Source organism: Streptomyces sp. A01, from assembly GCF_059026195.1.
This window is the reverse complement of the sequence record NZ_JBWLKN010000005.1, coordinates 349,768-369,401: the sequence shown is the minus strand read 5'-3', so window position 1 is coordinate 369,401 and position 19,634 is coordinate 349,768. Positions and strand designations below refer to the sequence as shown.

Here is a 19,634-nt window from a genome sequence, read left to right as displayed (position 1 = left end):
GAACTGCTCGTTCGACATGATCTGCGTGCCGGGACGAGCCAGCTCGGCGCGCATGAACAGCGCCATCACGCCACCGAGACAGAAGAACGCGAACGACGTGACCAGATACATCGTGCCGATCGTCTTGTGATCGGTGCTGGTCAGCCAGGCGACGGCGGCGCTTCCCGGTCGGCGTCGCCGCCCGGGAGCCGCCGCAGGGGGGTGGTGGGAACTGTTCTCGCTCATGCCCCGCCTGTGTCCGGCGTCGTCCGTTCTGCCACACTCCGGGGCGGCGACAGGGATCACACGCTCGGGTGTGACGATCGAGGACGTGCCGGACACCTTCAGAACATGAGCAACGACGAGGCATTCGCCGCTGCCTACCGCGAGCACTACTGGGCGATCAGCCGCTTCGTCGCCCGGCGGCTGGACGGCGGGGTGGGCGACGTCGAAGAGGTGGTGGCGGAGGTGTTCACCGTCGCCTGGCGCCGCCGGTCGGACCTGCCTCCGGCGCCGCTGCCCTGGCTGTACGGCGTCGCGCGCAACTGCCTGGCGAACACCGTGCGCGGATACGGCCGCCGCAGGCGCCTTGTCGACCGGATTCGGGACGACGAGACGCGGCACGGCAGGCAGATCGTCGACAGCCCGGACGCCGAGCGGCCGGGCGCGTGGATACACGACGCGCTGGCCCGGTTGTCGGAGGCCGACCAGGAGGTGCTGCGGCTCACCACGTGGGAGGAGCTGGGCATCGAGGAGGTCGCGGTCGTGCTCGGCTGCGGCACCAGGGCGACGGCGATGCGGCTGCACCGCGCGCGCCGTCGGCTGCGTGCCGAGATCGACCGCATGCGCGTGACCGTCCCCGCCTCGCCGGGCCCGGCGGCGATCAGCAGCGACACCGCGAAGGAACGTGGCCATGGCTGACGAACTCGAACTGCTCCGCCGTGCCAACCCGGTGAGCTCCGACGACGGCCACTGGCGCGACCGCCCGCTGCACGCGGACGCCGAACAACGGCTGGACCAACTCCTGCACAGCGGCCGGACGCTCCGTACGACCAGCCGTACGACCAGCCGTACGACCGACCGTGCAACTGGCCATACGACCGACCGCCGTACGACCGGCTGGCCGTCGCGCCGTACGACTGGCCGGACCACCGGGCGGGGAGTGACCGGCCGGAGAACGGGCTGGTCAGCCACTGGCTGGACGCGGTCCGCCTCGCGCATGGCCTGGGTCACGGCGACGGCCGCCGTCGCCACACTCGTCGCGCTCGTCCTGCTCCTGGCAGGGCCGAACACGACGCCCGCCGCCGTCGCCGCACCCCGGCCACTGATGCCCCAGGCCGGTTCCACTCCCCTGCCCCTGGACCGGCTCGCCGACCGGGCCGCGGCCGCCGCTGAGGATGGCGGCGGCCAGCCACTGCGCCAGGGCAGCCACGTACAGACCTGGAGCCTCAGCATGACCTCGGGCCCCGACGCCACCCCGCCGATCACGCTGCCCGAGGAGCGCATCACCCGCTGGAGGTCCGACGGCAGCCACACGGAACTGGTCGTGGCGACCGATCCACGGCACCCGGGAAGGCCGGTCATCACCGACGCCGACGGAACCCCGCGCGTCGTGGACGACGGTCACGTCATCAGCCGCCAGACGGCCCCACCCACCTGGAGCGACGCGCCTCCGCGGGCCCGGCCACCGCACGACACGACCCGCCTCCGCGCCTACCTCAACGAGGTGGATCGCGACGCCTCCCGGGACACCGGCAGCCTGCTGGACTCGGTGAGCACGCTGCTCGACCACTGGACCCTGGGCGCCCGCGAGTCCGCCGCCCTGACCCGCATCCTGGAGCGGGCCCCAGGGCTGCGCCCCGTCGGCGAGGTCACCGATCGCCTGGGGCGGAAGGGCCAGGCGTACGTGTACGACTCGTTCCCCGGCAGCCGCGAGATGCTGATCCTCGATCCGGCTTCCGGCGCGGCCCTCGGTCTGGAGAGCACCTTCACCACTGACCAGCCAGAGTTCGGAGTGTCCGCGGGAGACGTCATGTCCTACCGCGCCTGGATTCGGTGACGGCGGTACGGCCTGGCCCGGCGGGGCGGCGGCGTCGTTCCGCTCGCGTCACAGCGGTTGCGACGTCACCGCCATCTGGGGGAGCCCTGCGAGCAGCAACGCCGTACCGAGCTCGATCCACCGGTACTTGGCGCGGATGATCTCACTGGTCCTGCGGAGAGAGGACGACAGCGGTGGGGCCGGGTCGCGCGCGACCCGTTCCAGGGTGCGGCGCAATGGCTCACCGCCCGGCCCCTGGGTGATGTGCCCGAAGAATTCGGGCACCGCGGTGTCCCGGCCGTTCCCGCCGTGGCGCCGTGGAATGAGGGCGCAGACGAAGCACGTGGTGGCGAGCAACGCGGTGACCATCCCGCTCCACCACAGGACGTCCGCCCCCCAGAGGCGCGGGGCCGCCCCTGAAGCCTGGTGTGCGGTCGCCGTGCTGTGCATGCCGAGCGCGGCTCCGGCGAAACCCAGGAGCACGGCCGCCTTGGTGTCCGCTCGTGAGATCTCCGCCCCGTTCGCGGCCATGAGGCGTTCCATCACCGCCATCGTGTCCGGCTGCCGTGCGGTCGGCGGGGCGGTGACCGCCCGTCGGCGGCTTCGCACCGTTCGGTGGTGCTGCTGCCGGTACGCGGAGGGAGTCGGCCGCCGGGGGCGGACAGCCGTAACCGCGGGCGTACGGGGCATCGGGCCTCCCTGTGTCGCTGACCGTGTCGGACTGGGTCTCCGGCAGCCGTGTCGTCCCAGGCGGCCGGTGGCCCCTGTGCGTCCGGCGGCTGTCCGGCGGCTGTCCGGCGGCTGTCCGGCGGCTGTCCGGCGGCTGTCCGGCGGCTGTCCGGCGGATCATGGTTTCTGCTGGCCGGGGACGCGTCGCCCCACGGCCGAGAGACGGTCACGCAGCATCTCTGACAGTTCCAACCGCTCCTGCTCGGTGAGTTTCCCCAGCAGGCGGGCCATCTCGTCCTGCCAGTCGGTTTCCTCGCGCAGAAGACTCTGGTTGTCGACCGACCAGCTCAGCACCTGACTGACCTGGTCCGGATGCCGCAGGAGCCAGAGCGCGGCCAAGGACGCCGGTCCGCTGCGCACGGCCTGCAGACAGAACTCGTACTCCTCTTTGCGGTTGGCGGTCCAGGAGTACGGAAGACCGGCGTCACCGGACTGCCCCAACCGCAGCTCGCCCGCCGATTCCCGCGAGCCGACGTCTGTCACCCGGTAGGCGAGACCGAAGTCCGCCAGCTCGTGTGCTGACTCCAGTTCGTCCATCAGCTCTCGTGCGCCGAGACCGCGTCCAGCAGAGGACAGCGACTCTTCCAGGTGGTGCAGGCGGCGGTCGAGGTCCTTGCGTACGACGCCCCACCCGTGCGTGGTCCGGCTGCAGACGACCCGCACGGGGTCGTACACCCACCACAGCACACGGACGTCCACCAACTCGGTCCCGTACGGGGTCGGCAGTGCCACGGCCCGGGTGTCCGAACGCTCGGCCAGGTAGACGTGAAAGGCGCTGTCGTGGCCGCCCAGCAGTCGTGGGGGCGCGGTCGTCTCATCAGCTGTCAGCCCCGGCTCGCCGCATTCCTCGCCGGTGCCACGGCCAGGACCTGGCCGGTGCCGGGAGCCCAGTACGTGATACCCGCCGGCGCGGTCCCTGAGCACCAGGACCCGGTCCATCCGCCCGGACCAGCGCTGCCGCAGGATCTCGCGCCACGGAGCGTGGGTGGCGAGGCTGTAGACGCTCTCGTCGGTCACGATGCTCTCCCTCCCGGGTGACTCATGCTGTGCGGCGGGCGCTCACCACTGCGCCACGCGTCGAGGGCCTCTCGTACGACGCGTCGTCCGGCCAGCTCGTTGTCCTCATGCCGGTCGATGTCCACGAACAGGCGCAGGACCCCGTGCGTCATCTCCTGTGCGAGTGAGGACAGCAGGACGTCCAATCCCGCGTGCTGCCGTTCTCCCCAGGCGGCGACGCGGCACCACAGGAGCAGAGAGCGGGATGTCGCGTCGAACAGGTCGTCGTCATCCAGGGCGCGGTGGACGAGATCGATGATGGCCGGGGCGAACTGCCCGTCGGACAGCAGCTGCCCGTGGAACCATGAGGCGTCCTGTAGCAGGTACGGAAGGGTTTCCAGTGCCAGCTTGCCGTCGCCGCCCCCGCGGTCGGCCCACTCGGCGAGGTACCGGAACACCGTCGCCTGACTGCCTGCCGCGAAGAGCTCACGCATCGCGCGCTGGACGGCTCGGGCCACGGTGTGTTCGCGGGCATCGCCGCCGTTCCGGGACACCGCCCTCAGGAGGCGCATGGCCAGGTCCGGCCGGGAGGCGCCGAAGTCGGTGCCGCATGTGAGCGCGACGGTGGCGCGCAGCTGCCATCCGCCCCGCCCGCTCCACTGGCCGAGGCGGTACTTCACCTCGGCGACCAGGGCCGGGTCCTGCGCCGCCATGCCCAGGGCGTACGCCGCGATCGCCCGGCTGGTCATCCGGTCGGACTCGGCGAGGTCGCGGATATGCTGGAGTGCCGTCCGCCCGCCGCCCCACCCCGCGGCCGTTCCCATGATCCGGCCGACTGGCTCCGTCAGGTCCTTGTCGGCGCTCACCTTGCCCATCCAGTCCGTCAGCAATGTCGACAGCTGGCCGTACTCCCGCCACACGTACCTCAACACGGCCTCGCCCTGGCGGTGCCTCGTGAACCGCACGGGCTCCACCGCGTAGCTGTAAGCAGAACCCGTGTGAATCTCTTTGGGGGCGCACTGCGCGCGTACGGTGCGCAACAGTTCCTGCAAGGAGCGGCGGAAGACGAACTGCGGATTGGGCCGGGGCTTCTCCGGCCGCTCGCCGCGCCTGTCCTCCGGCCCCTCGGGAAGTACGGAACTCAGGCGTCCGTCCGCGAGCGTGAGAAGCCGCTCCGCCTCCTGCCGCACGACCCGGTGGTCAAGGCCCTCGAAGACGCAGGTCGCCAGCAGGAAGGCCAACCCGTCCGCGTCGTCGAGCAGCTTCCTGAGGAGGTCCGGCACCTCTTCCTCGGCGAGGAAGCTCAGCCGGTCCCTGATGTCGGTGGAGTCCGCTTCGGCTCCGCTGGACGCAGCGATGGAGGCCACAAGCTCCACTACCTGTGCGGGCACCAGGTCGGGCACGAGCAGTTCGTCCAGCAGCCCGGGCTCCAGGCGTGACAGCAGCCGGTCGCGCTCGGCCGCCGAGGGCACGGCGGCCTCGAAGCGCGCGGCGAAGACCGCGCGGGGAGAGGGCGGTACGCAGGGGATCACAGTGATGTGGAGGTCCCGCTCCAAGCGCCGTGCGAGCTCCGGGTCGTCCGGCAGAACGATCACCATGCGGGCGCCCGCGTCGCTCAGCTGACGCCGCACGTTGCCGACGAGCCCCGGCTTGAGCGGGTAGTTGGGCAGCAGTCCGTCCACAAGGTATCCGCGGGCCCCGGCGCGATGAGGGGACCACGACGCGAGGCTCATATCGCTGTCGACCGCCCGCAGATCCATGCTGTTCCCGCTGTGCCGGTACAGCAGGTTCAGCGCCGCCGTGCGGCGCCCGGTCCCCGGTTCACCGGTCAGGAACAGCACACCGGTGTCCAGTGCCGCCAGCGCCGCGGCAAACCACGCCGGCTCTGCGAACCCCACGCGGGCCTCCAGGATCTCGACCGCGGAGATCGGCCCTTCGTGTGCCTCCACCCGCCTGCCGCCGGGACCGTCCGCGACTCCGCGGTTGTCCACGCGTTGCCCACCGTGAAGGGCGCCCGCGTTGACGTTCCCGTATGGCGCGTAGACGAAGGCAGGTATCCGCCCACCTGCCGTCAAATCGGCCAACGCGCCACCGAAGACGTCGTTCAGGTCCTCGTCGGGAAGGTCCTCACCCAGGTCCGCGCCTGGAGCGCGTGGCTCCTCCTCCGGTACCGCGCCGGACGCGTGCCCGGACTCGTCGGCGGCGTCGGGGCGCTCTCGTTCGGCAGTCACCGGCGGCCTTCGTTCTTGTCACCGTGGACGGTGTCGCCCTGGTTGCCGTGGACCGTACCTGCCTTGTTGCCTCCGACATAGTCGCCGCCGCCGGTATCGGTGTTGCTGACGCTCTGGCCACCGTGCACCGTTCCGCTGTTGGCGTTTCCGCGATCCGCCCTCGTCATCACCGGGCGGTGAGCCTCCCCTCGTCCACCGCTGTCCGATGTGCCGGTCGTCCGCGCGGGGCGGGCCTCGTGGTCCTCGACCACTCGATCACCGAGGATGCGCCGGTCGTACAGGTTGCCTGACGGGGCGGGCACATGCAGCCAGGCCCGCTGGTCGAACCGTTTGCCCTCGACCGTGGCAGGGACCTCGATGAAGTGATCCGGGTGCCGCCCGGTGTAACCGCTCGCCACCGCGTCCTGGTAGCAGCGGTCGGAGAGGATGGCGGCGACCTGGGTGATGTTCTCACTGGAGGCCGCCAACATCGCCTTGACCGGGCGGGAGTCGAGCAGCCGGTGGGTGTCGTTGCGAGGGGTCCCGTTGCCGTCGAACTCGTCGCCGGAGTCAGGCAAAGGGCCGATGTGGAGGCTGACGCGCAGCCGGATGCGCACGGCACCCGAGGAGTGCACATTGAACTCCGTCAGCACGTCCTGAAGCGTGTTCAGCCAGGGGTGGATGGCAAACGGCATCGCCGCCGGGTCGAAACCGAACACGTACCCGTCCCCTGTCGAGTTGGGAAACCGCCTGTCCTCCCAGATCTCCGCGAGGTCGGTACGCTCGAACGACACTTGCAGCAATTGGGGGATGGCCTGGCTGATCGCGCCGTGCTGGACGGCGGGGTAGCCGGTGAAGTCCTTGGCATCAACGGCGACAACTCCCCGATATGGGGGAAGGCGACGGCTACGGGAGTGGGGCGCGGCGCTGATTTCGGGCAGCGCTTGGTGGGGTGCGTGGGGCATCGAAGACATCTTTTCCCTTTACGTGTTGACGGCCCGGGCCTGTGCGATCCAAGGGAGAACGGCGGCTGTCGTGCCCGTCCAGCTTCTCGACGGCCCACATGCTGGTGTGCTTTTTCGACGCGTATGACATGTGACGGGCGCCACACTTCCGGCAGTCAGGGCCCAGCCGCGGCGGCGCTGAGGGCTCACCGGCCGAGGACGGCGGCTGCGCGGCGCAGGGCAGGCAAGTCGTTGATCACGATGCGCATGCGCTGCACCTGAACCCGGGACGTCTCCAGTTCCGCGAGCTTCGCCGTGATCGTGTTGCGTGAGGTCTGGAGATGCTGGGCCAGCTCCTGCCGTGTCAAGGCGAGTTCCAGCGGCTGATCAGAACGGTCGGCGAGATGGCCGGAGATATCCGCCAGCCTGACCAGCGTCGCCGCCAGCCGGGGTAGGACATCGCCTCCTCCCCGCGCCTGATCCGATTCGCGCAGCCTCGTGAGGGCATACCGCGTGAGCGCGGGGGACAGATCACGGCTGGCGACGAACCGGGTGAACTGCTCCTTGCTCAGGACAGCGACGGCACAGTCCGTCAGCGTCTCGACGCTCGCCAGCCGGACGCCGCCGTCCAGCACGGCTACTTCGCCCAGGAGTTCTCCTCTGCCGCGGAAAGCCAGGAGTGTGAGCTCGCCGTTCCGCTCGGTACGCACCACCTTGGCCACGCCGTCGAGCAGGGCAAGCACATGAGTCCCCGGCTCGCCCTGGCGCAGCAGCACACTGCCGACCGGGTGGCGGCGCTCAAACGCGTGCCGCACCATGTCCCGCCACCTCGCCTCGCCGATGAGGTCGCGCAAGCTCCGGCCCGGCGCACCCGGAACTCCCCTGGAGTGGTCCGCCGAGTCGCCCATGCGATGACCCTAGGAAATCTTGCGACACAGCGCAGGGGAACGGCGTGATTCCACAGCGCGACCGCCCTGCCCTTCCGCCCGACGGGTCGCGCGCCCCCGGGCCCGCGCCACCACCCGGCCCCGTCGGCACACCCCCGCTACGCCGGGCTCAGCCCGCTCGCGTGCGCGGCTTCGCGCAACACCTCGACGAGCATGGCGAAGGTGAGCCTGCCCGTGAACGTGTTGCGCTGGCTCGGGTGGTAGCAGCCGATGAGGCGCAGCTCCTGTCTGTCGCCCGCGCCGGGCAGGGTGATCTGGGCGCCGTGTCCGAAGGCCGGCCGTGGACGGGGCAGTTGCCAGCCCGCGTCGTTCAGTACGGGCAGCAGGGCCTGCCAGCCGAAGGCGCCGAGGACGACGACCGTACGCAGACCGGGGCTCAGCAGTTCCAGCTCGGCCGCCAGCCAGGGGCGGCAGGTGTCGCGTTCCTCGGGGGTGGGCTTGTTCTGGGGCGGGGCGCAGTGCACGGGGGACGTGAGTCGTACGCCGTGCAGCGCGAGGCCGTCGCCGCGGTGGGTGGCGGTCGGCTGCGAGGCGAGGCCGACGGTGTGGAGCGCGGCGAACAGGAAGTCACCGGCCGCGTCACCGGTGAACATCCGCCCGGTCCTGTTGCCACCGTGCGCGGCGGGTGCAAGCCCGACCACCGCCACCGCCGCGTCGGCGGGCCCGAAGCCGGGGACAGGCCGCCCCCAGTACTCCCAGTCCTGGAAGGCCGCGCGTTTGGCCCCGGCGACCTCCTCACGCCAGGCCACCAGCCGCGGGCACGCCCGGCACTGGGCCACGTGCGCGTCCAGTTCGCCGACGCTCGCGCAGAGGGGCGCGTGGCGGGCCGGGAACCGCCGGTCGGCGGCGTCCGGCAGGGGATCTGTCACCTCGGCTTCATCCGTTCTCCCCGTGGTTCTTCCCGCGATTCCCGCGATTCCCGCGATTCCCGCGATTCTCTCCGCGCGTGGTCGGCTTCCTCGGGCCTGGCAGGCGCGTCGCGGTCGTAGGCGAGTGAGCCCGCGACGTAGGTGGCGCGGATCGTGCGGTCATCACCCAGCACAGCCAGCGCGAAGAGCAGGTCCCCGATGTTCTCCGCGTGTGCGGCGCGCTGGGCCAGAAGAGGGGTGGCGCGGGGGTCGAGCACGACGTAATCGGCCTCTTGGCCGGGCTCAAGGGAGCCGACCACGCCCGACAGGCCCATCGCCTGCGCACCACCGCGTGTCGCGAGGTAGAACGCCTGGACGGCGTCGAGTGCGTAGCCGGAAAGCCTGGCGACCTTGTATGCCTCGTTCATGGTGCGCAGCATCGAAAAGCTGGTACCCGCCCCGATATCGGTGCCAAGGCCGACCTTCAAGGGGTGTTCGACGTCCTTGGCCTCGCCCATGCGGAACAGCCCGCTGCCGAGAAAGAGGTTCGAGGTCGGGCAGTGGGCGATCGCCGTGCCGGTCTCCGCGCAGCGGTCGCGCTCGGCCTGGGTGAGGTGGACGCCGTGCGCGAGAACCGCGCCGGGGCCGAGCAGGCCGTAGTGGTCGTACACATCCAGATAGCCCGCGCGGTCGGGGAAGAGGGCGCGGACTCGCGGAATCTCCTCAGGGCTCTCCGACACATGGGTCTGGACGAGCGTGCCGGGATGCTGCTTCCACAGGGCGCCCGCCGCTTCCAGCTGTCCGGGCGTACTGGTCGGAGCGAATCTGGGCGTGACGGCGTACAGGTTGCGGCCCTTCCCGTGCCAGCGTTCGATCAGCGCCTTGGAGTCGTCGTAGCCGCGCTGCGCGGTGTCGAGCAGGCGGCTGGGCGCGTCGCGGTCCATCAGCACCTTGCCTGCGGCGATGCGCATACCGCGCTCGGACGCCGCCTCGAAGATCGCGTCGACCGAGCCGGGGTACACGGCGGCGTAGGTCAGTGCGGTGGTCGTGCCGTTGCGCAGGAATTCGTCGCAGGCGAGCGAGGCGACCCGGCGGGCGTGCGGGCCGTCGGAGAACCGCTCCTCCGCCACGAAGGTGTGGTCGAGCCAGTCGCTCAGGCCCGCTCCGAAGGCGGCGATGGCTTCCGTCTGTACGTAGTGGGTGTGCGTGTCGATGAACCCGGCGCTGATCACCTGGCCCGGGTAGTGGACGGGCTCGACCCCGGCGGGCAGCCGGTCGCGCAGGGCGGCGTAGTCACCCGCCGCGGTGACACGGCCCCCGGCACAGATGAGCAAGCCGTCCGACTCGTACGCGAAAGCCTCCTCGTAGCTCGTACGGAACGGGTCGTCCCGATAGCGCACGAGGCCACCACGCACAGCGGAGACCCCGCCGGCGGAGACCCCGCCGGCGGAGACCCCGCCGGCGGAGACCCCGTCGGTGGAGGTGTGAGCAGCGGGGCTGGTCATGCTCGGCGTCACTCTCCTCTGTCCGGCCTCCCGGCCTCCCGGGGCCTCTGCTCAGTCTGTGCCCGGTCCGTCTCGATTGCCTCGATTGCCCCGGCTGACTCGCTGACTCGCTGACTCGCTGACTCGGCTGCCGCCATCGCCGTCACCCGACCCGGCCGTCTGTGCGCGTTCCTCAGGCAGCGGTCGTCGAAACGCTCTGCCGTGCCTTGCTGTGCCGCTGGTGACACACGCGCCCAGGGCCGCCGACCAGTCATCCGGACGGCAGGAACCGGGGGTTCGCGGCGGCGCCCTCGGTGCTCAGCAGGACGACGGTCGAGGTGGGGCCGAGGGCGAGGGCGGCGCGGCGGGCGGCGGCTCCCTCGCCGGTGAGGGTGGCGCGTACGCCCGCCAGCGAGGCGGCGCCGCAGGGGCCGGAGGAGACTCCCAGGGCGGCGAGGTCACCCGCGGCGGCGGCGCTGGCCGCGTCGCTGACGGCGACGGCGGCGTCCAGGCCGTCCCGCAGGAAGGGCCAGGCCAGGGTGGAGGGTGTGCCGCAGTTCAGACCGGCCATCGTCGTCTCACCGGTCGGCACGCTGACCAGTTCCCGCCGGGTCAGGCTCTCCAGGACACAGGCCGCGGTCTCGGGTTCGACGGCCAGCAGGCTCGGGGAGCGCCGGGCGGGGTGGCCGCGGTAGTGGGTGACCGCGGCCTGGGCGAGCGAGCCGACGCCGACGGGGACGGCCACCAGGTCGGGCACGGTGCAGCCGACCTCGGACAGTTGGGCGTCGATCTCGGTGAAGAGGGTGGAGTAGCCCTCGACGATCCACGCGGGGATCTGCTCGTAGCCGGACCAGGCGGTGTCCTGGATGAGCACCGAGTCCGGCGCCGCCGCCGCGTCGGCCGCGGCGCGTACCGCCGCGTCGTAGGAGCCACCCGCCTCGGTGACCTGGGCGCCCTCGGAGGCGATGGCCGCGACGGCGGCCGGGTGGATACCCGGCGGTACGAAGACGTGGGCGCGCTGCCCGAACAGCCGGGCCATCCGGGCCACGGCCCGGCCGTGGTTGCCGTCCGTGGCGGTGACGAGCGTGACCGTACGGGCTGCTCCCGCACCGTCCGCTGCGCGCTCGGCGAGGACCCGGTGGACCGCCCACGACGCGCCCAAAGCCTTGAACGCGGGCAGCCCGAGCCGGGACGACTCATCCTTGACGAACACTCTCGCTACGCCCAACTCCGCTGCCAGCCCCGGCAGTTCGGCCAGCGGAGTGGCCACGTGACCGGGCAGCCCGGCGTGGAATTCCCGTACGGCCGCCGGGGCGGCGGCACAGGTCCACGTTCGGGCGGTGGCGGGGCGGGCGAACCACGACAGCGCGGGGGCGGACGGCGACGAGGCAGAAGAGGCAGCGGAGGCGGGGGGCTCGGGCATGGCAACAGCGTGCGACGCACCTGCCCCCTCGGTCCAGCACATATTTCCGGCCGGGGCTCGTCAGCGATACCGATGCGTTCGACAACGCCGGCTCGCCCCGCCCTGCTGATGGCGGTGCCCGATGGTTCGGCGGGCTATCGGCCGCGATCTGGGTACCTGGGCGGGCATGGGCGAGATTCTGGTCGGGACATGTTCGTGGACGGACAGGGCGCTCGTCTCCAGCGGCTGGTATCCGCCGGGGCGGCGCGACGCGGAGGGGCGGTTACGGCACTACGCCGACCACTTCCCCGTCGTGGAGGCCGACGCCTCTTACTACGCCCTTCCCAGCAGCCGCAACAGCCGCCTGTGGACCGAGCGCACCCCACCCGGTTTCCGCTTCGACATCAAGGCGTTCTCCCTGCTCACCGGCCACCCGACGCGGGAGAACGCACTGCCGGCCGATCTGCGGCCCGCCCTCGGCAGGCAAGGCCGCGCGGGGTACGGGACCACCGATCCCGGGCTGCTCGACGAGGTGTGGCGGCGGTTCAGCGACGCGCTCGAACCGCTGCGCCAGGCAGACCGCCTGGGGACGGTGCTGTTCCAGTTCCCGCCGTGGTTCGCCCCTGGCGCGCGGTCGGAGGATCATCTCCGCCAGTGCGAGCGGCGCACCGCGGGCTGGCCGGTGGCCGTGGAGTTCCGGCACCCGGACTGGTGGCGCGATGACCGCTACGCCCGTACGGCCGAGCTGCTGACCGACCTGGGGTTCGCCGCCGTGGCCGTGGACATGACGCAGACGCTGCCGACGTCGATACCCCCGGTCACCCCGATCACCTGCCGTCAGCGCGCGGTGATCCGCTTCCACGGCCGCAACACCGCCTGGGGCACCGGCTCCAAGGAGGACCGGTTCCGCCACACCTACTCGGCCGCCGAACTCCGCGCGTGGCTGCCCCGCGTACGGGCCATGGCCGACCAGGCCGAGCAGCTTCACGTGCTGTTCAACAACTGCTGCGCCGACGCGGCCGTCCGGGCAGCGGAGTCGATGAGCGGACTGCTCGGCACGCGGGCGGCGACGACCCGGCCAATCCGGGCGATCTGAGGTAAGGCTTGGACCTGTGCAAGGAAACCCGAGGATTGACTTGGGTTTTGACCATGGACGACGATCTTCGCGGGCCCAGGACAACGACCGTTGCCCTGGATATCGCGGCGGCCCGGCCGCCGCGAACCGGCTGCGGGTCAGGGTCCTCCAGTGTCCCCACGCACCAGTCCGCCGCGCTCGGCGACGCGTCTTCGGAGGGTGGACTGTGGAAGCACTTGAGGCGGTGGCCATCGGCGCCGCCGGAATCGCCGCCGGTGGGATGAACGCGGTGGTCGGCTCCGGAACACTCATCACCTTCCCGACGCTGCTCGCCTTCGGCTATCCGCCGGTACTGGCGAACGTGTCCAACAACATGGGCCTGGTGCCCGGTGTGCTCAGCGCCGCCTACGGATACCGCCGGGAGCTGAAGGGCCAGTTGAGGCGGCTCGTCCGGTTCGGTACGGGCTCGCTGATCGGCGGGCTCATCGGCGCGCTCCTCCTGCTCAAGCTGCCCGCCGACGCCTTCGACGCGGTGGTGCCCGTGCTGATCCTCCTCGCCTGTGTGCTGGTGCTCCTGCAACCCCGGCTCAACCGGTGGCTCGCCGGGAGGAAGCCGAGCGGGCGGGAGGACGGCGGGGTGCCCATGTGGTGCGGCGTGCTGGGGACGGGGATCTACGGCGGCTACTTCGGCGCCGCCCAGGGGGTCCTGCTCATGGGCCTCTTCGGCAGTTTCCTGCGCGATGACCTCCAGCGGCTGAACGCGGCCAAGAACGTCCTGGCGTCCATCGTCAACGGCGTCGCCGCAGTGGTCTTCCTCGCCGCCGCCGACATCGACTGGGCAGCCGCCGGCCTGATCGCCGCCGGATCGACGCTGGGCGGCCTGGTGGGCGCGCGAGTGGGCCGCAAGCTCCCGGCCAACGTGCTGCGCGGCGTCATCTTCACCGTCGGGATCACAGCGGCGACGATCTTCCTGGTGCGCTGAGCCGGGGGCACACATCCCACATGCCGGGTGCACTGAGCCGGGGGCGTCCCGCAGACCGGGGGCGCCGAACCCCGGGCGGGCCGTCAGGGCAGCCGCCGCCGGGCCTCGCCAAGGAGCGCCACACCCTCGGCGATGCCGGCGGGCGTGCTCGCGGCGTACCCAAGGACCAGGCCGGGCTGGTACGCGGCCTGCGTGTGCCACGACAGCGGCTGCGCCTTCACCCCGCGGGCGAGGGCCGCCGCCGCGAGATCGACGTCGGCGAAGTCGGCCTCGAAGGTGATCGTCAGATGCAGCCCGGCCGCGGCGCCGCGTACGACGGCGTCCGGAAGATGCGCGGCGAGCGCGTCGATCATCGCGTCGCGACGGCTGCGGTGCCGCTTGCGGAGGAGGCGCAGCTGACGTTCCATCTCGCCGGACTCCATCAGCCGGGCCAGGACGAGTTGGGGCAGCGCGGCGTTGCCGAGGTCGGCGCACCGCTTCGCGTCCACGAACGCGTCGCGGTACTTCGGCGGTGCGAGCACCCATCCCACCCGCAGGGCGGGGGCGAGGAGCTTGGACACGCTGCCCGCGTAGCAGACGCTGTCCGTGAGCATCGACCGCAGCGCGGGCACCGGCGGCCGGTCGTAGCGGTGTTCGGCGTCGTAGTCGTCCTCGAAGACCAGCCCGCCCTCGTCCGCCCAGCGCATCAGCTCGCGGCGCCGTTCGCCGCTGAGCACGACACCCATCGGGAACTGGTGGGCCGGGGTCAGCAGCACGGCCGGGGCCCCGCTCGCGCGCAGCGCGTCGACCCTGATGCCCTCCGCGTCGACGGGGACCGGGGGCGTACGCAGCCGCCAGTTGGCGAGATGCTGGCGCGCCCCGAGCGATCCGGGGTCTTCCACCGCCATCGCGTCGATTCCCTCATCGCGGAACACCTGCCCGAGCAGGCCGAGCGCCTGAGCGGTCCCGGCGACGATGACCACGTCACCGGGGTCGGCGCGGATGCCGCGGTAGCGGGCGAGCCAGTTGACCACGGCGAGACGCAACTCAGGTGTCCCGCGCGGATCTCCGTATCCGAAGCCGGAGGCCGGGAGGTCACGGAACACCGAGCGTTCGGCGCGCAGCCACGCGGCGCGCGGGAAGGTGGCCAGGTCGGGCGTCCCCGGCGTCAGGTCGATCCGGGCCGGTGCCGCGCGCAGCACGTCGAAGACGTCGGCGCCCGGGGCGACCGCGAACGGCCCCCTCGCTGCGGCTGACGCGGCGGGTGGGGCTGGCGCGGCGGGGCTGATGGGTGGTGCGGGTGAAGATGTGGGTGCGGATGCGAGCGTGGGTGCGGATGCGGATGCGGATGCGGATGCGGATGCGGATGCGGATGCGGCGGATCGTGCCGCCGCTGTCCGTACCGGTGCCGGTGTCCGCCGTTCCGCCGTGAGGGCCGCCGGGGCCGCCGTGGCCGTCAGCGGAGCGGCGACGACGACCGTCCCGCCTCGGCCGCGCCCCTCGGCACGCCCGTCCTCGATCAGACGCTGATACGCCTCGGTCACCACACCACGCGATACGCGCAGTTCGGCCGCCAGCACCCGGGTGGCGGGGAGCCTGCTCCCGATCGGCAGCCGGCCGTCCGATATCGCGAGCCGGAGCCGCCGGGCCAGCCAGTCGGACAGGCCGCCCACCGGCGCTTCGGCGACGCTGAGCTGGAGGAAGTCGGAACCCGGCGTTGTGGACCGGTCCGAAGCGTCTTCGTCAGACCTGTTCATCAGGCCATTGTGACGCGGGAGCGTGACACGCGAGACGTGCCGTGTGCCGTGTGCGCGTGACGGCATGGTGAGCGCGGCCACCGCGCGCAACGGAGCGTGCGCGGCAGACGACGCGCTGGCCCACGGGCTGACCTCCCCGGCCGACGGGGATCACGGGATCGCCGATCGACGGGTGCGGGTCAGCCCTGCCGGTCAGCCCGCCAGAGCCGCGAGGGTGGCGTCGAGGTCGGCGGGGCGCGGCCGGTTGTACGGCAGGCGGGACAGCACCCGGGCCATGCCGCACGTGTCGGTCAGGGCCGAGAAGACCAGGCCGCCCGCCACACCCGCGGACAGCCAGCGGGCGACCGGACGGCGCCGCCCGGCCGCCAGGCCGGTCAGCACGAGGGCACCGGCGGCGAAGCGGACCTGGCGCTCCATCGCCCACACCGTGCGGGCGCCGTCCGGATGGTGCAGCTCGTTCCCGCGTGCGCGCCAGGCGGCGGTGCCGCCGGTCAGGTTGACGGCGTCGATCCCGGCGGCGTTCAGCGTCTGGCACGCGGTGCCGGAACGATTCCCCGAAGCGCACACCATGAGCAGCCCGCTCCTGGTGGAGGCGGCCCGTAGCGCGGCAAGAGCGCGGTCGAGGTCGTCCAGCGGAACGTTGTGGGCGCCTGGCAGGTGGCCGGAGGCGTACTCACCCGGCGTACGGACATCGACGACGGTCAGCTCGTGGAGCCGGTCTTCGGCCTGGTCAACGGCGAGATGCTGGGTGGTGTTCATGAGAAGTACTGTCGTTCCCTTCTTCGGCCCGCCGGCCTGAACCAGCGGGATAGAATACCCACCGGGGTATACCGGCGGGGCAGAGGAGAGGAGTGGGGCTTGTGGGACTCCAGATGGCGGCCGATGAGCTGAAGTCCGTGGTCAACAGGCTGCGCCGGGCGCAGGGGCAGATCGCGGGCGTCATCAGGATGATCGAGGAAGGGCGGGACTGCGAGGACGTCGTCACGCAGCTCGCTGCCGCGTCCCGTGCCCTGGACAAGGCGGGTTTCGCCATCATCGCGACCGGGCTCCAGCACTGCATGGCCGACTCGCGCGACAGTCCGGAGGGTTCGGCTTCCGACGCCGCCGCCACCCCGGTGGACCGGGAGCAGATGCGCGCCCGGCTGGAAAAGCTGTTCCTGTCGCTGGCGTGAGCGCGTAGGCAGGGCCGGTCGTCGGCGTGAGCGCGCAGGCAACGCCTGTCGTCGGGGCTGGACCGGCGGCCGGGCCTCGCGGGCGCGGCAGCGGCCCGACCCGGAATCGTCCCCCGGGCCCGTCCCCCGCACCCCTCGTCTCGTGCCACGTGCCCCTCATGAGGCGGCGACGGTCAGCCCGGCGTCCCGCGCCGCGTCGAAGGAGTCATCGACAGCGACCACGTCCCGACCGGCCGCGTCCAGCAGGGACGCGGCGATCGCCGCCCGCATCCCGCCCGCGCAGTGCACCCACACCGTGCCCGGTGGCACCTCGCCGAGCCGCCCGTGCAACTCGTGGATGGGGATGTGCACCGAGTCCAGGACGCGGCGGCCCCCGGCCAGCTCCGCGTTCCGCCGCACGTCCAGCACCACCGTTCTCTCGCCGCGCTCCCTGGCGGCGGCCAGTTCGGCGAAGGTGGCGCGCGGGAAGGACCGCAGCCGCTCGCCCTCGCGCAGCCAGCCGGTCGGCTCCCCGGTGGCGGCGCCCGCCGGGCGGTCGATGCCGACCCGGGCCAGCTCGCGCTGTGCGCTCGCGATCTCCTCCGGCGTCCCGGCGAGCAGCGTGACCGGCTTGCCCCACGGGATCAGCCAGGCGAGATAGGTCGCCAGCCGCCCCTCGGCCTCGAAGTTGTACGCGCCGCCGACGTGGCCCTCCGCGTACGCGATACGGCTACGGAGGTCCACCACCCACTCCCCGGCCGCCAGCCGTCGCGCGATGTCCTCGGCGTCGGCGGGACCCGGCGGCGTCAGGTCCACGGGGGCGGGGCCTGCGGCGTTGGCCGGGCCCATGTGCGCGTAGTAGGCCGGGACGTCGTCCAGCCCGGCGAGCAGTTGGGCGACGAAGGAGTCCACGTCCTGCGTGAGCGCGTCGTTGCGCCCTCGCTCGGCGCCGATGGTGGTGGTGTCCCCCTCGGACTGCGACGAGGAGCAGAAACTGCCGAAGCCGTGGGTGGGCAGAACGGTGACGTCGTCGGCGAGTTCGGCCGCCAGCCGGTGCGCGGAGGCGTGCTGGGCGCGGGCGAGCCGTTCGGTCAGCCGGGGCTCGACCAGGTCCGGCCGCCCCACGCTTCCGATCAGCAGCGAGCCGCCGGTGAAGGCCGCCACCGCACGGCCGTCCTCCTCCAGTACGTAGGAGGTGTGGTGCGGGGTGTGACCCGGTGTGGCCAGCGCGCGCAGCCGAAGATCCCCGTCGACCGGGATCTCGTCCCCGTCCGCGACCGGCACGCGGTCGAAGGCCACCCGCGCCCCGGCCGGGACGAGGTAGCGCGCCCCGGTCAGCCTGGCGAGCTCAAGACCGCCGCTGATGTAGTCGTTGTGTACGTGCGTCTCCACGACGGTGGCGACCCGCACGCCGCGCCGTGCGGCGGCGGCGATCACCTGGTCGGCATCGCGCGGCGGGTCCACCACCACGGCCGCCGATGTCCCGCCGACGAGATAACTGCGATTGCCCAGCCCCTCCAGCGCCAGCGTCTCCACAAAGACCACTGCCTGCTCCTCACGACGACCTGTACCGCCGGACTTCACGGCCGACTTGACCGACGAGTTCACCGCCGACGTGACCGACGAGTTCACCGCCGAATTCATCGACGACCCGCCCCGACGGCCTGCACCGACGGGCGTTTACCCCCGGGGGTATGCGATTCCCCAGCCTAGCACCGGTACCCCCGGGGGTATATATGCCGCGCACGGCAGAGAGGAGACGCGCACAGCGGAGAGGAGAGAGGAGAGGTGTCGTCAGCGACCGGTCACGGCGTGACGTCGGAGAACTTCGGCACGTCGCCCTTCGTCGTCTTGAGGTCGATCACGGAGAACACCGCCCCCTGCGGGTCCTCCAGCGCCGCGAACCTGCCGAACGGCGAGTCCGTCGGCCCGAAGTGCAGCGTCCCGCCGCCTTCGGTGGCCTTCGCCACGGTCGCGTCGCAGTCGTCGACGCTGAAGTACACGGCGATGTACGGCTTCATCTCGGCGGGGAAGTCGTCACCGATATTCATCCGGCCAAGCACGATGTCGTCGGCGAGCCTGAAGACTCCGAAGTCGATTTCGTCGTCCTCCATCCGCTGGGCCCCGTAGGAGAAGACGGCCGGGTAGAAGGCGTCCGCCGCGCCCGGGTCGCGGGTCATGACCTCGGCCCAGACGTACGAGCCGGGCTCCCCGCGCTTCTCGAACCCCTCGTGCTTCCCTGCCTGCCAGACGCCGAAGGGGGCGCCACTGGGGTCACGCGCGATGAGCATCGAACCGAAGTCGCCGACGCGCATCGGTTCCATCACCACTTCGCCGCCGTTGTCGCGGACCTTCGTGGCGGTGGCCTCGACGTCCGGCGACGCGAAGTACAGACACCAGGCCGACTGATCCTCGCCACCTGGCATCGGGGGAACGATCGCGGCTACCGCCTTGCCGTCCGAGTACGCCTCCGTATAGTTGCCGAATTCCGTCGCGCTCTCACCGAACGTCCAACCCAGCACGTCCCCGTAGAAGCGCTTGGCGCCCTCCAGGTCCGTGAACATCGCGTCGGCCCAGCACGGAGTGCCTTCCGCTGATGCGGCCATGACCCCGACTCCCTTCCGCTTGGCAGATGGTCCGGCTCTCACGCTAGCCACTCACCGGCCGCCACGCGCGGCCAGAACGCCTCATATTTCGGTGTCCGGCAAGGGGCCGAAAGTATAGAGTACGGTGTACCCAGATTGAGACCGCGTGGCTCGGCTGCCCCGGGCTCAGCACCCCGCGCCCACCGCGCGCAGCTCACCCGACAGACCCCGGCCCTCCACGGACCCCGGCCGTTGCACGCACCTCACTCACCACGCGACACCTCTCCCCCGCGCCACGCACACCCACATACGTACGCACATGTGGGCATACGCACGCACACGCATCGGCGTACGCACACGCGCGCACAGCGCTCCGCACTGGACAACAACACGACAACGACGGGACAGCGACGGGACAGCGACACGACGACGACACGACGACGACACGACGACGAGAGCGCCACCCACCCGCTCTCCACCCGCCAACGACCCAGCGATCCCCCGTCGCCGAACCCGACAACCACCCCA

Annotated in this window: 18 protein-coding genes and 1 pseudogene; 6 read left to right on the top strand and 13 right to left on the bottom strand. The window is 71.6% G+C overall.

The genetic code is table 11. The features are described 5' to 3' along the window. Window positions 1-225, bottom strand: a pseudogene (locus tag AC5P1B_RS09515) (aa3-type cytochrome oxidase subunit I); the annotation flags it as partial. A gap of 105 nt (window positions 226-330) precedes the next feature. Between AC5P1B_RS09515 and AC5P1B_RS09510 the strand changes: the two are divergent. Further along, on the top strand, window positions 331-900 hold the full coding sequence (locus AC5P1B_RS09510; RefSeq protein WP_493886179.1) for an RNA polymerase sigma factor: 570 nt from the start codon (window positions 331-333) through the stop codon (window positions 898-900). Next, complete coding sequence (locus AC5P1B_RS09505) at window positions 893-2,038, top strand: CU044_5270 family protein (protein ID WP_493886178.1); 1,146 nt, start codon at window positions 893-895, stop codon at window positions 2,036-2,038. Before AC5P1B_RS09510 ends, AC5P1B_RS09505 begins: the two co-directional genes overlap by 8 nt. 48 nt (window positions 2,039-2,086) lie before the next feature. Here the strand turns inward: AC5P1B_RS09505 and AC5P1B_RS09500 are convergent, their stop codons facing one another. The 8 genes from AC5P1B_RS09500 to AC5P1B_RS09465 all read right to left on the bottom strand — a co-directional run bounded on the left by AC5P1B_RS09500 (window position 2,087) and on the right by AC5P1B_RS09465 (window position 11,598). Continuing rightward, window positions 2,087-2,626, bottom strand: a complete 540-nt coding sequence (locus tag AC5P1B_RS09500; protein ID WP_493886177.1) for a Pycsar system effector family protein — start codon at window positions 2,624-2,626, stop codon at window positions 2,087-2,089. Between the two features lie 237 nt (window positions 2,627-2,863). Then, the gene (locus tag AC5P1B_RS09495) at window positions 2,864-3,763 is read right to left on the bottom strand and encodes a hypothetical protein (protein WP_493886176.1); all 900 of its coding nucleotides are present in this window, start codon (window positions 3,761-3,763) and stop codon (window positions 2,864-2,866) included. Next, the gene (locus AC5P1B_RS09490) at window positions 3,760-5,973 is read right to left on the bottom strand and encodes a hypothetical protein (RefSeq protein WP_493886175.1); all 2,214 of its coding nucleotides are present in this window, start codon (window positions 5,971-5,973) and stop codon (window positions 3,760-3,762) included. Before AC5P1B_RS09490 ends, AC5P1B_RS09495 begins: the two co-directional genes overlap by 4 nt. After that, entirely contained in the window at window positions 5,970-6,917 is a 948-nt protein-coding gene (locus AC5P1B_RS09485; RefSeq protein ID WP_493886174.1) for a hypothetical protein, read from the bottom strand. The genes AC5P1B_RS09490 and AC5P1B_RS09485 overlap by 4 nt, the downstream gene beginning before the upstream one ends. Before the next feature lie 185 nt (window positions 6,918-7,102). After that, a complete protein-coding gene (locus tag AC5P1B_RS09480; RefSeq protein ID WP_493886173.1) occupies window positions 7,103-7,804 on the bottom strand; it encodes a Crp/Fnr family transcriptional regulator in 702 nt (233 codons plus the stop codon). Between the two features lie 137 nt (window positions 7,805-7,941). Beyond that, entirely contained in the window at window positions 7,942-8,712 is a 771-nt protein-coding gene (locus AC5P1B_RS09475; protein ID WP_493886171.1) for a uracil-DNA glycosylase, read from the bottom strand. Continuing rightward, window positions 8,709-10,196, bottom strand: coding sequence for a guanine deaminase (gene guaD, locus AC5P1B_RS09470; RefSeq protein ID WP_493886170.1), 1,488 nt, complete (start codon window positions 10,194-10,196; stop codon window positions 8,709-8,711). Before guaD ends, AC5P1B_RS09475 begins: the two co-directional genes overlap by 4 nt. A gap of 250 nt (window positions 10,197-10,446) precedes the next feature. Next, window positions 10,447-11,598, bottom strand: a complete 1,152-nt coding sequence (locus AC5P1B_RS09465) for a diaminopropionate ammonia-lyase (RefSeq protein ID WP_493886169.1) — start codon at window positions 11,596-11,598, stop codon at window positions 10,447-10,449. A gap of 166 nt (window positions 11,599-11,764) precedes the next feature. Between AC5P1B_RS09465 and AC5P1B_RS09460 the strand changes: the two genes are divergently transcribed. After that, window positions 11,765-12,673, top strand: a complete 909-nt coding sequence (locus tag AC5P1B_RS09460) for a DUF72 domain-containing protein (protein ID WP_493886167.1) — start codon at window positions 11,765-11,767, stop codon at window positions 12,671-12,673. Window positions 12,674-12,878: 205 nt separating this feature from the next. Continuing rightward, complete coding sequence (locus tag AC5P1B_RS09455) at window positions 12,879-13,634, top strand: sulfite exporter TauE/SafE family protein (RefSeq protein ID WP_493886165.1); 756 nt, start codon at window positions 12,879-12,881, stop codon at window positions 13,632-13,634. A gap of 83 nt (window positions 13,635-13,717) precedes the next feature. On the opposite strand, the gene AC5P1B_RS09450 is transcribed toward AC5P1B_RS09455, so the two are convergent. Together AC5P1B_RS09450 and AC5P1B_RS09445 are read right to left on the bottom strand one after the other, a co-directional pair. Then, complete coding sequence (locus tag AC5P1B_RS09450; RefSeq protein ID WP_493886163.1) at window positions 13,718-15,370, bottom strand: aminotransferase-like domain-containing protein; 1,653 nt, start codon at window positions 15,368-15,370, stop codon at window positions 13,718-13,720. 192 nt (window positions 15,371-15,562) lie between these two features. Then, window positions 15,563-16,129, bottom strand: a complete 567-nt coding sequence (locus tag AC5P1B_RS09445) for a rhodanese-like domain-containing protein (protein ID WP_493886161.1) — start codon at window positions 16,127-16,129, stop codon at window positions 15,563-15,565. Between the two features lie 101 nt (window positions 16,130-16,230). On the opposite strand from AC5P1B_RS09445, the gene AC5P1B_RS09440 reads away from it, so the two are divergent. Further along, window positions 16,231-16,542, top strand: a complete 312-nt coding sequence (locus AC5P1B_RS09440; RefSeq protein WP_493886160.1) for a metal-sensitive transcriptional regulator — start codon at window positions 16,231-16,233, stop codon at window positions 16,540-16,542. 156 nt (window positions 16,543-16,698) lie between these two features. Here the strand turns inward: AC5P1B_RS09440 and AC5P1B_RS09435 are convergent, their stop codons facing one another. Next, a complete protein-coding gene (locus tag AC5P1B_RS09435; protein WP_493886159.1) occupies window positions 16,699-18,066 on the bottom strand; it encodes a rhodanese-like domain-containing protein in 1,368 nt (455 codons plus the stop codon). A gap of 46 nt (window positions 18,067-18,112) precedes the next feature. On the opposite strand from AC5P1B_RS09435, the gene AC5P1B_RS09430 reads away from it, so the two are divergent. Beyond that, window positions 18,113-18,337 carry a hypothetical protein gene (locus AC5P1B_RS09430; RefSeq protein WP_493886158.1) on the top strand — a complete coding sequence of 75 codons (225 nt, stop codon included), beginning with the start codon at window positions 18,113-18,115 and terminating at the stop codon, window positions 18,335-18,337. Here the strand turns inward: AC5P1B_RS09430 and AC5P1B_RS09425 are convergent. Further along, window positions 18,327-19,127 (bottom strand): VOC family protein, encoded by an 801-nt coding sequence (locus tag AC5P1B_RS09425; protein ID WP_493886157.1) that lies wholly within the window; start codon window positions 19,125-19,127, stop codon window positions 18,327-18,329. The genes AC5P1B_RS09430 and AC5P1B_RS09425 overlap by 11 nt on opposite strands. Between the last annotated feature and the right edge of the window lie 507 nt (window positions 19,128-19,634).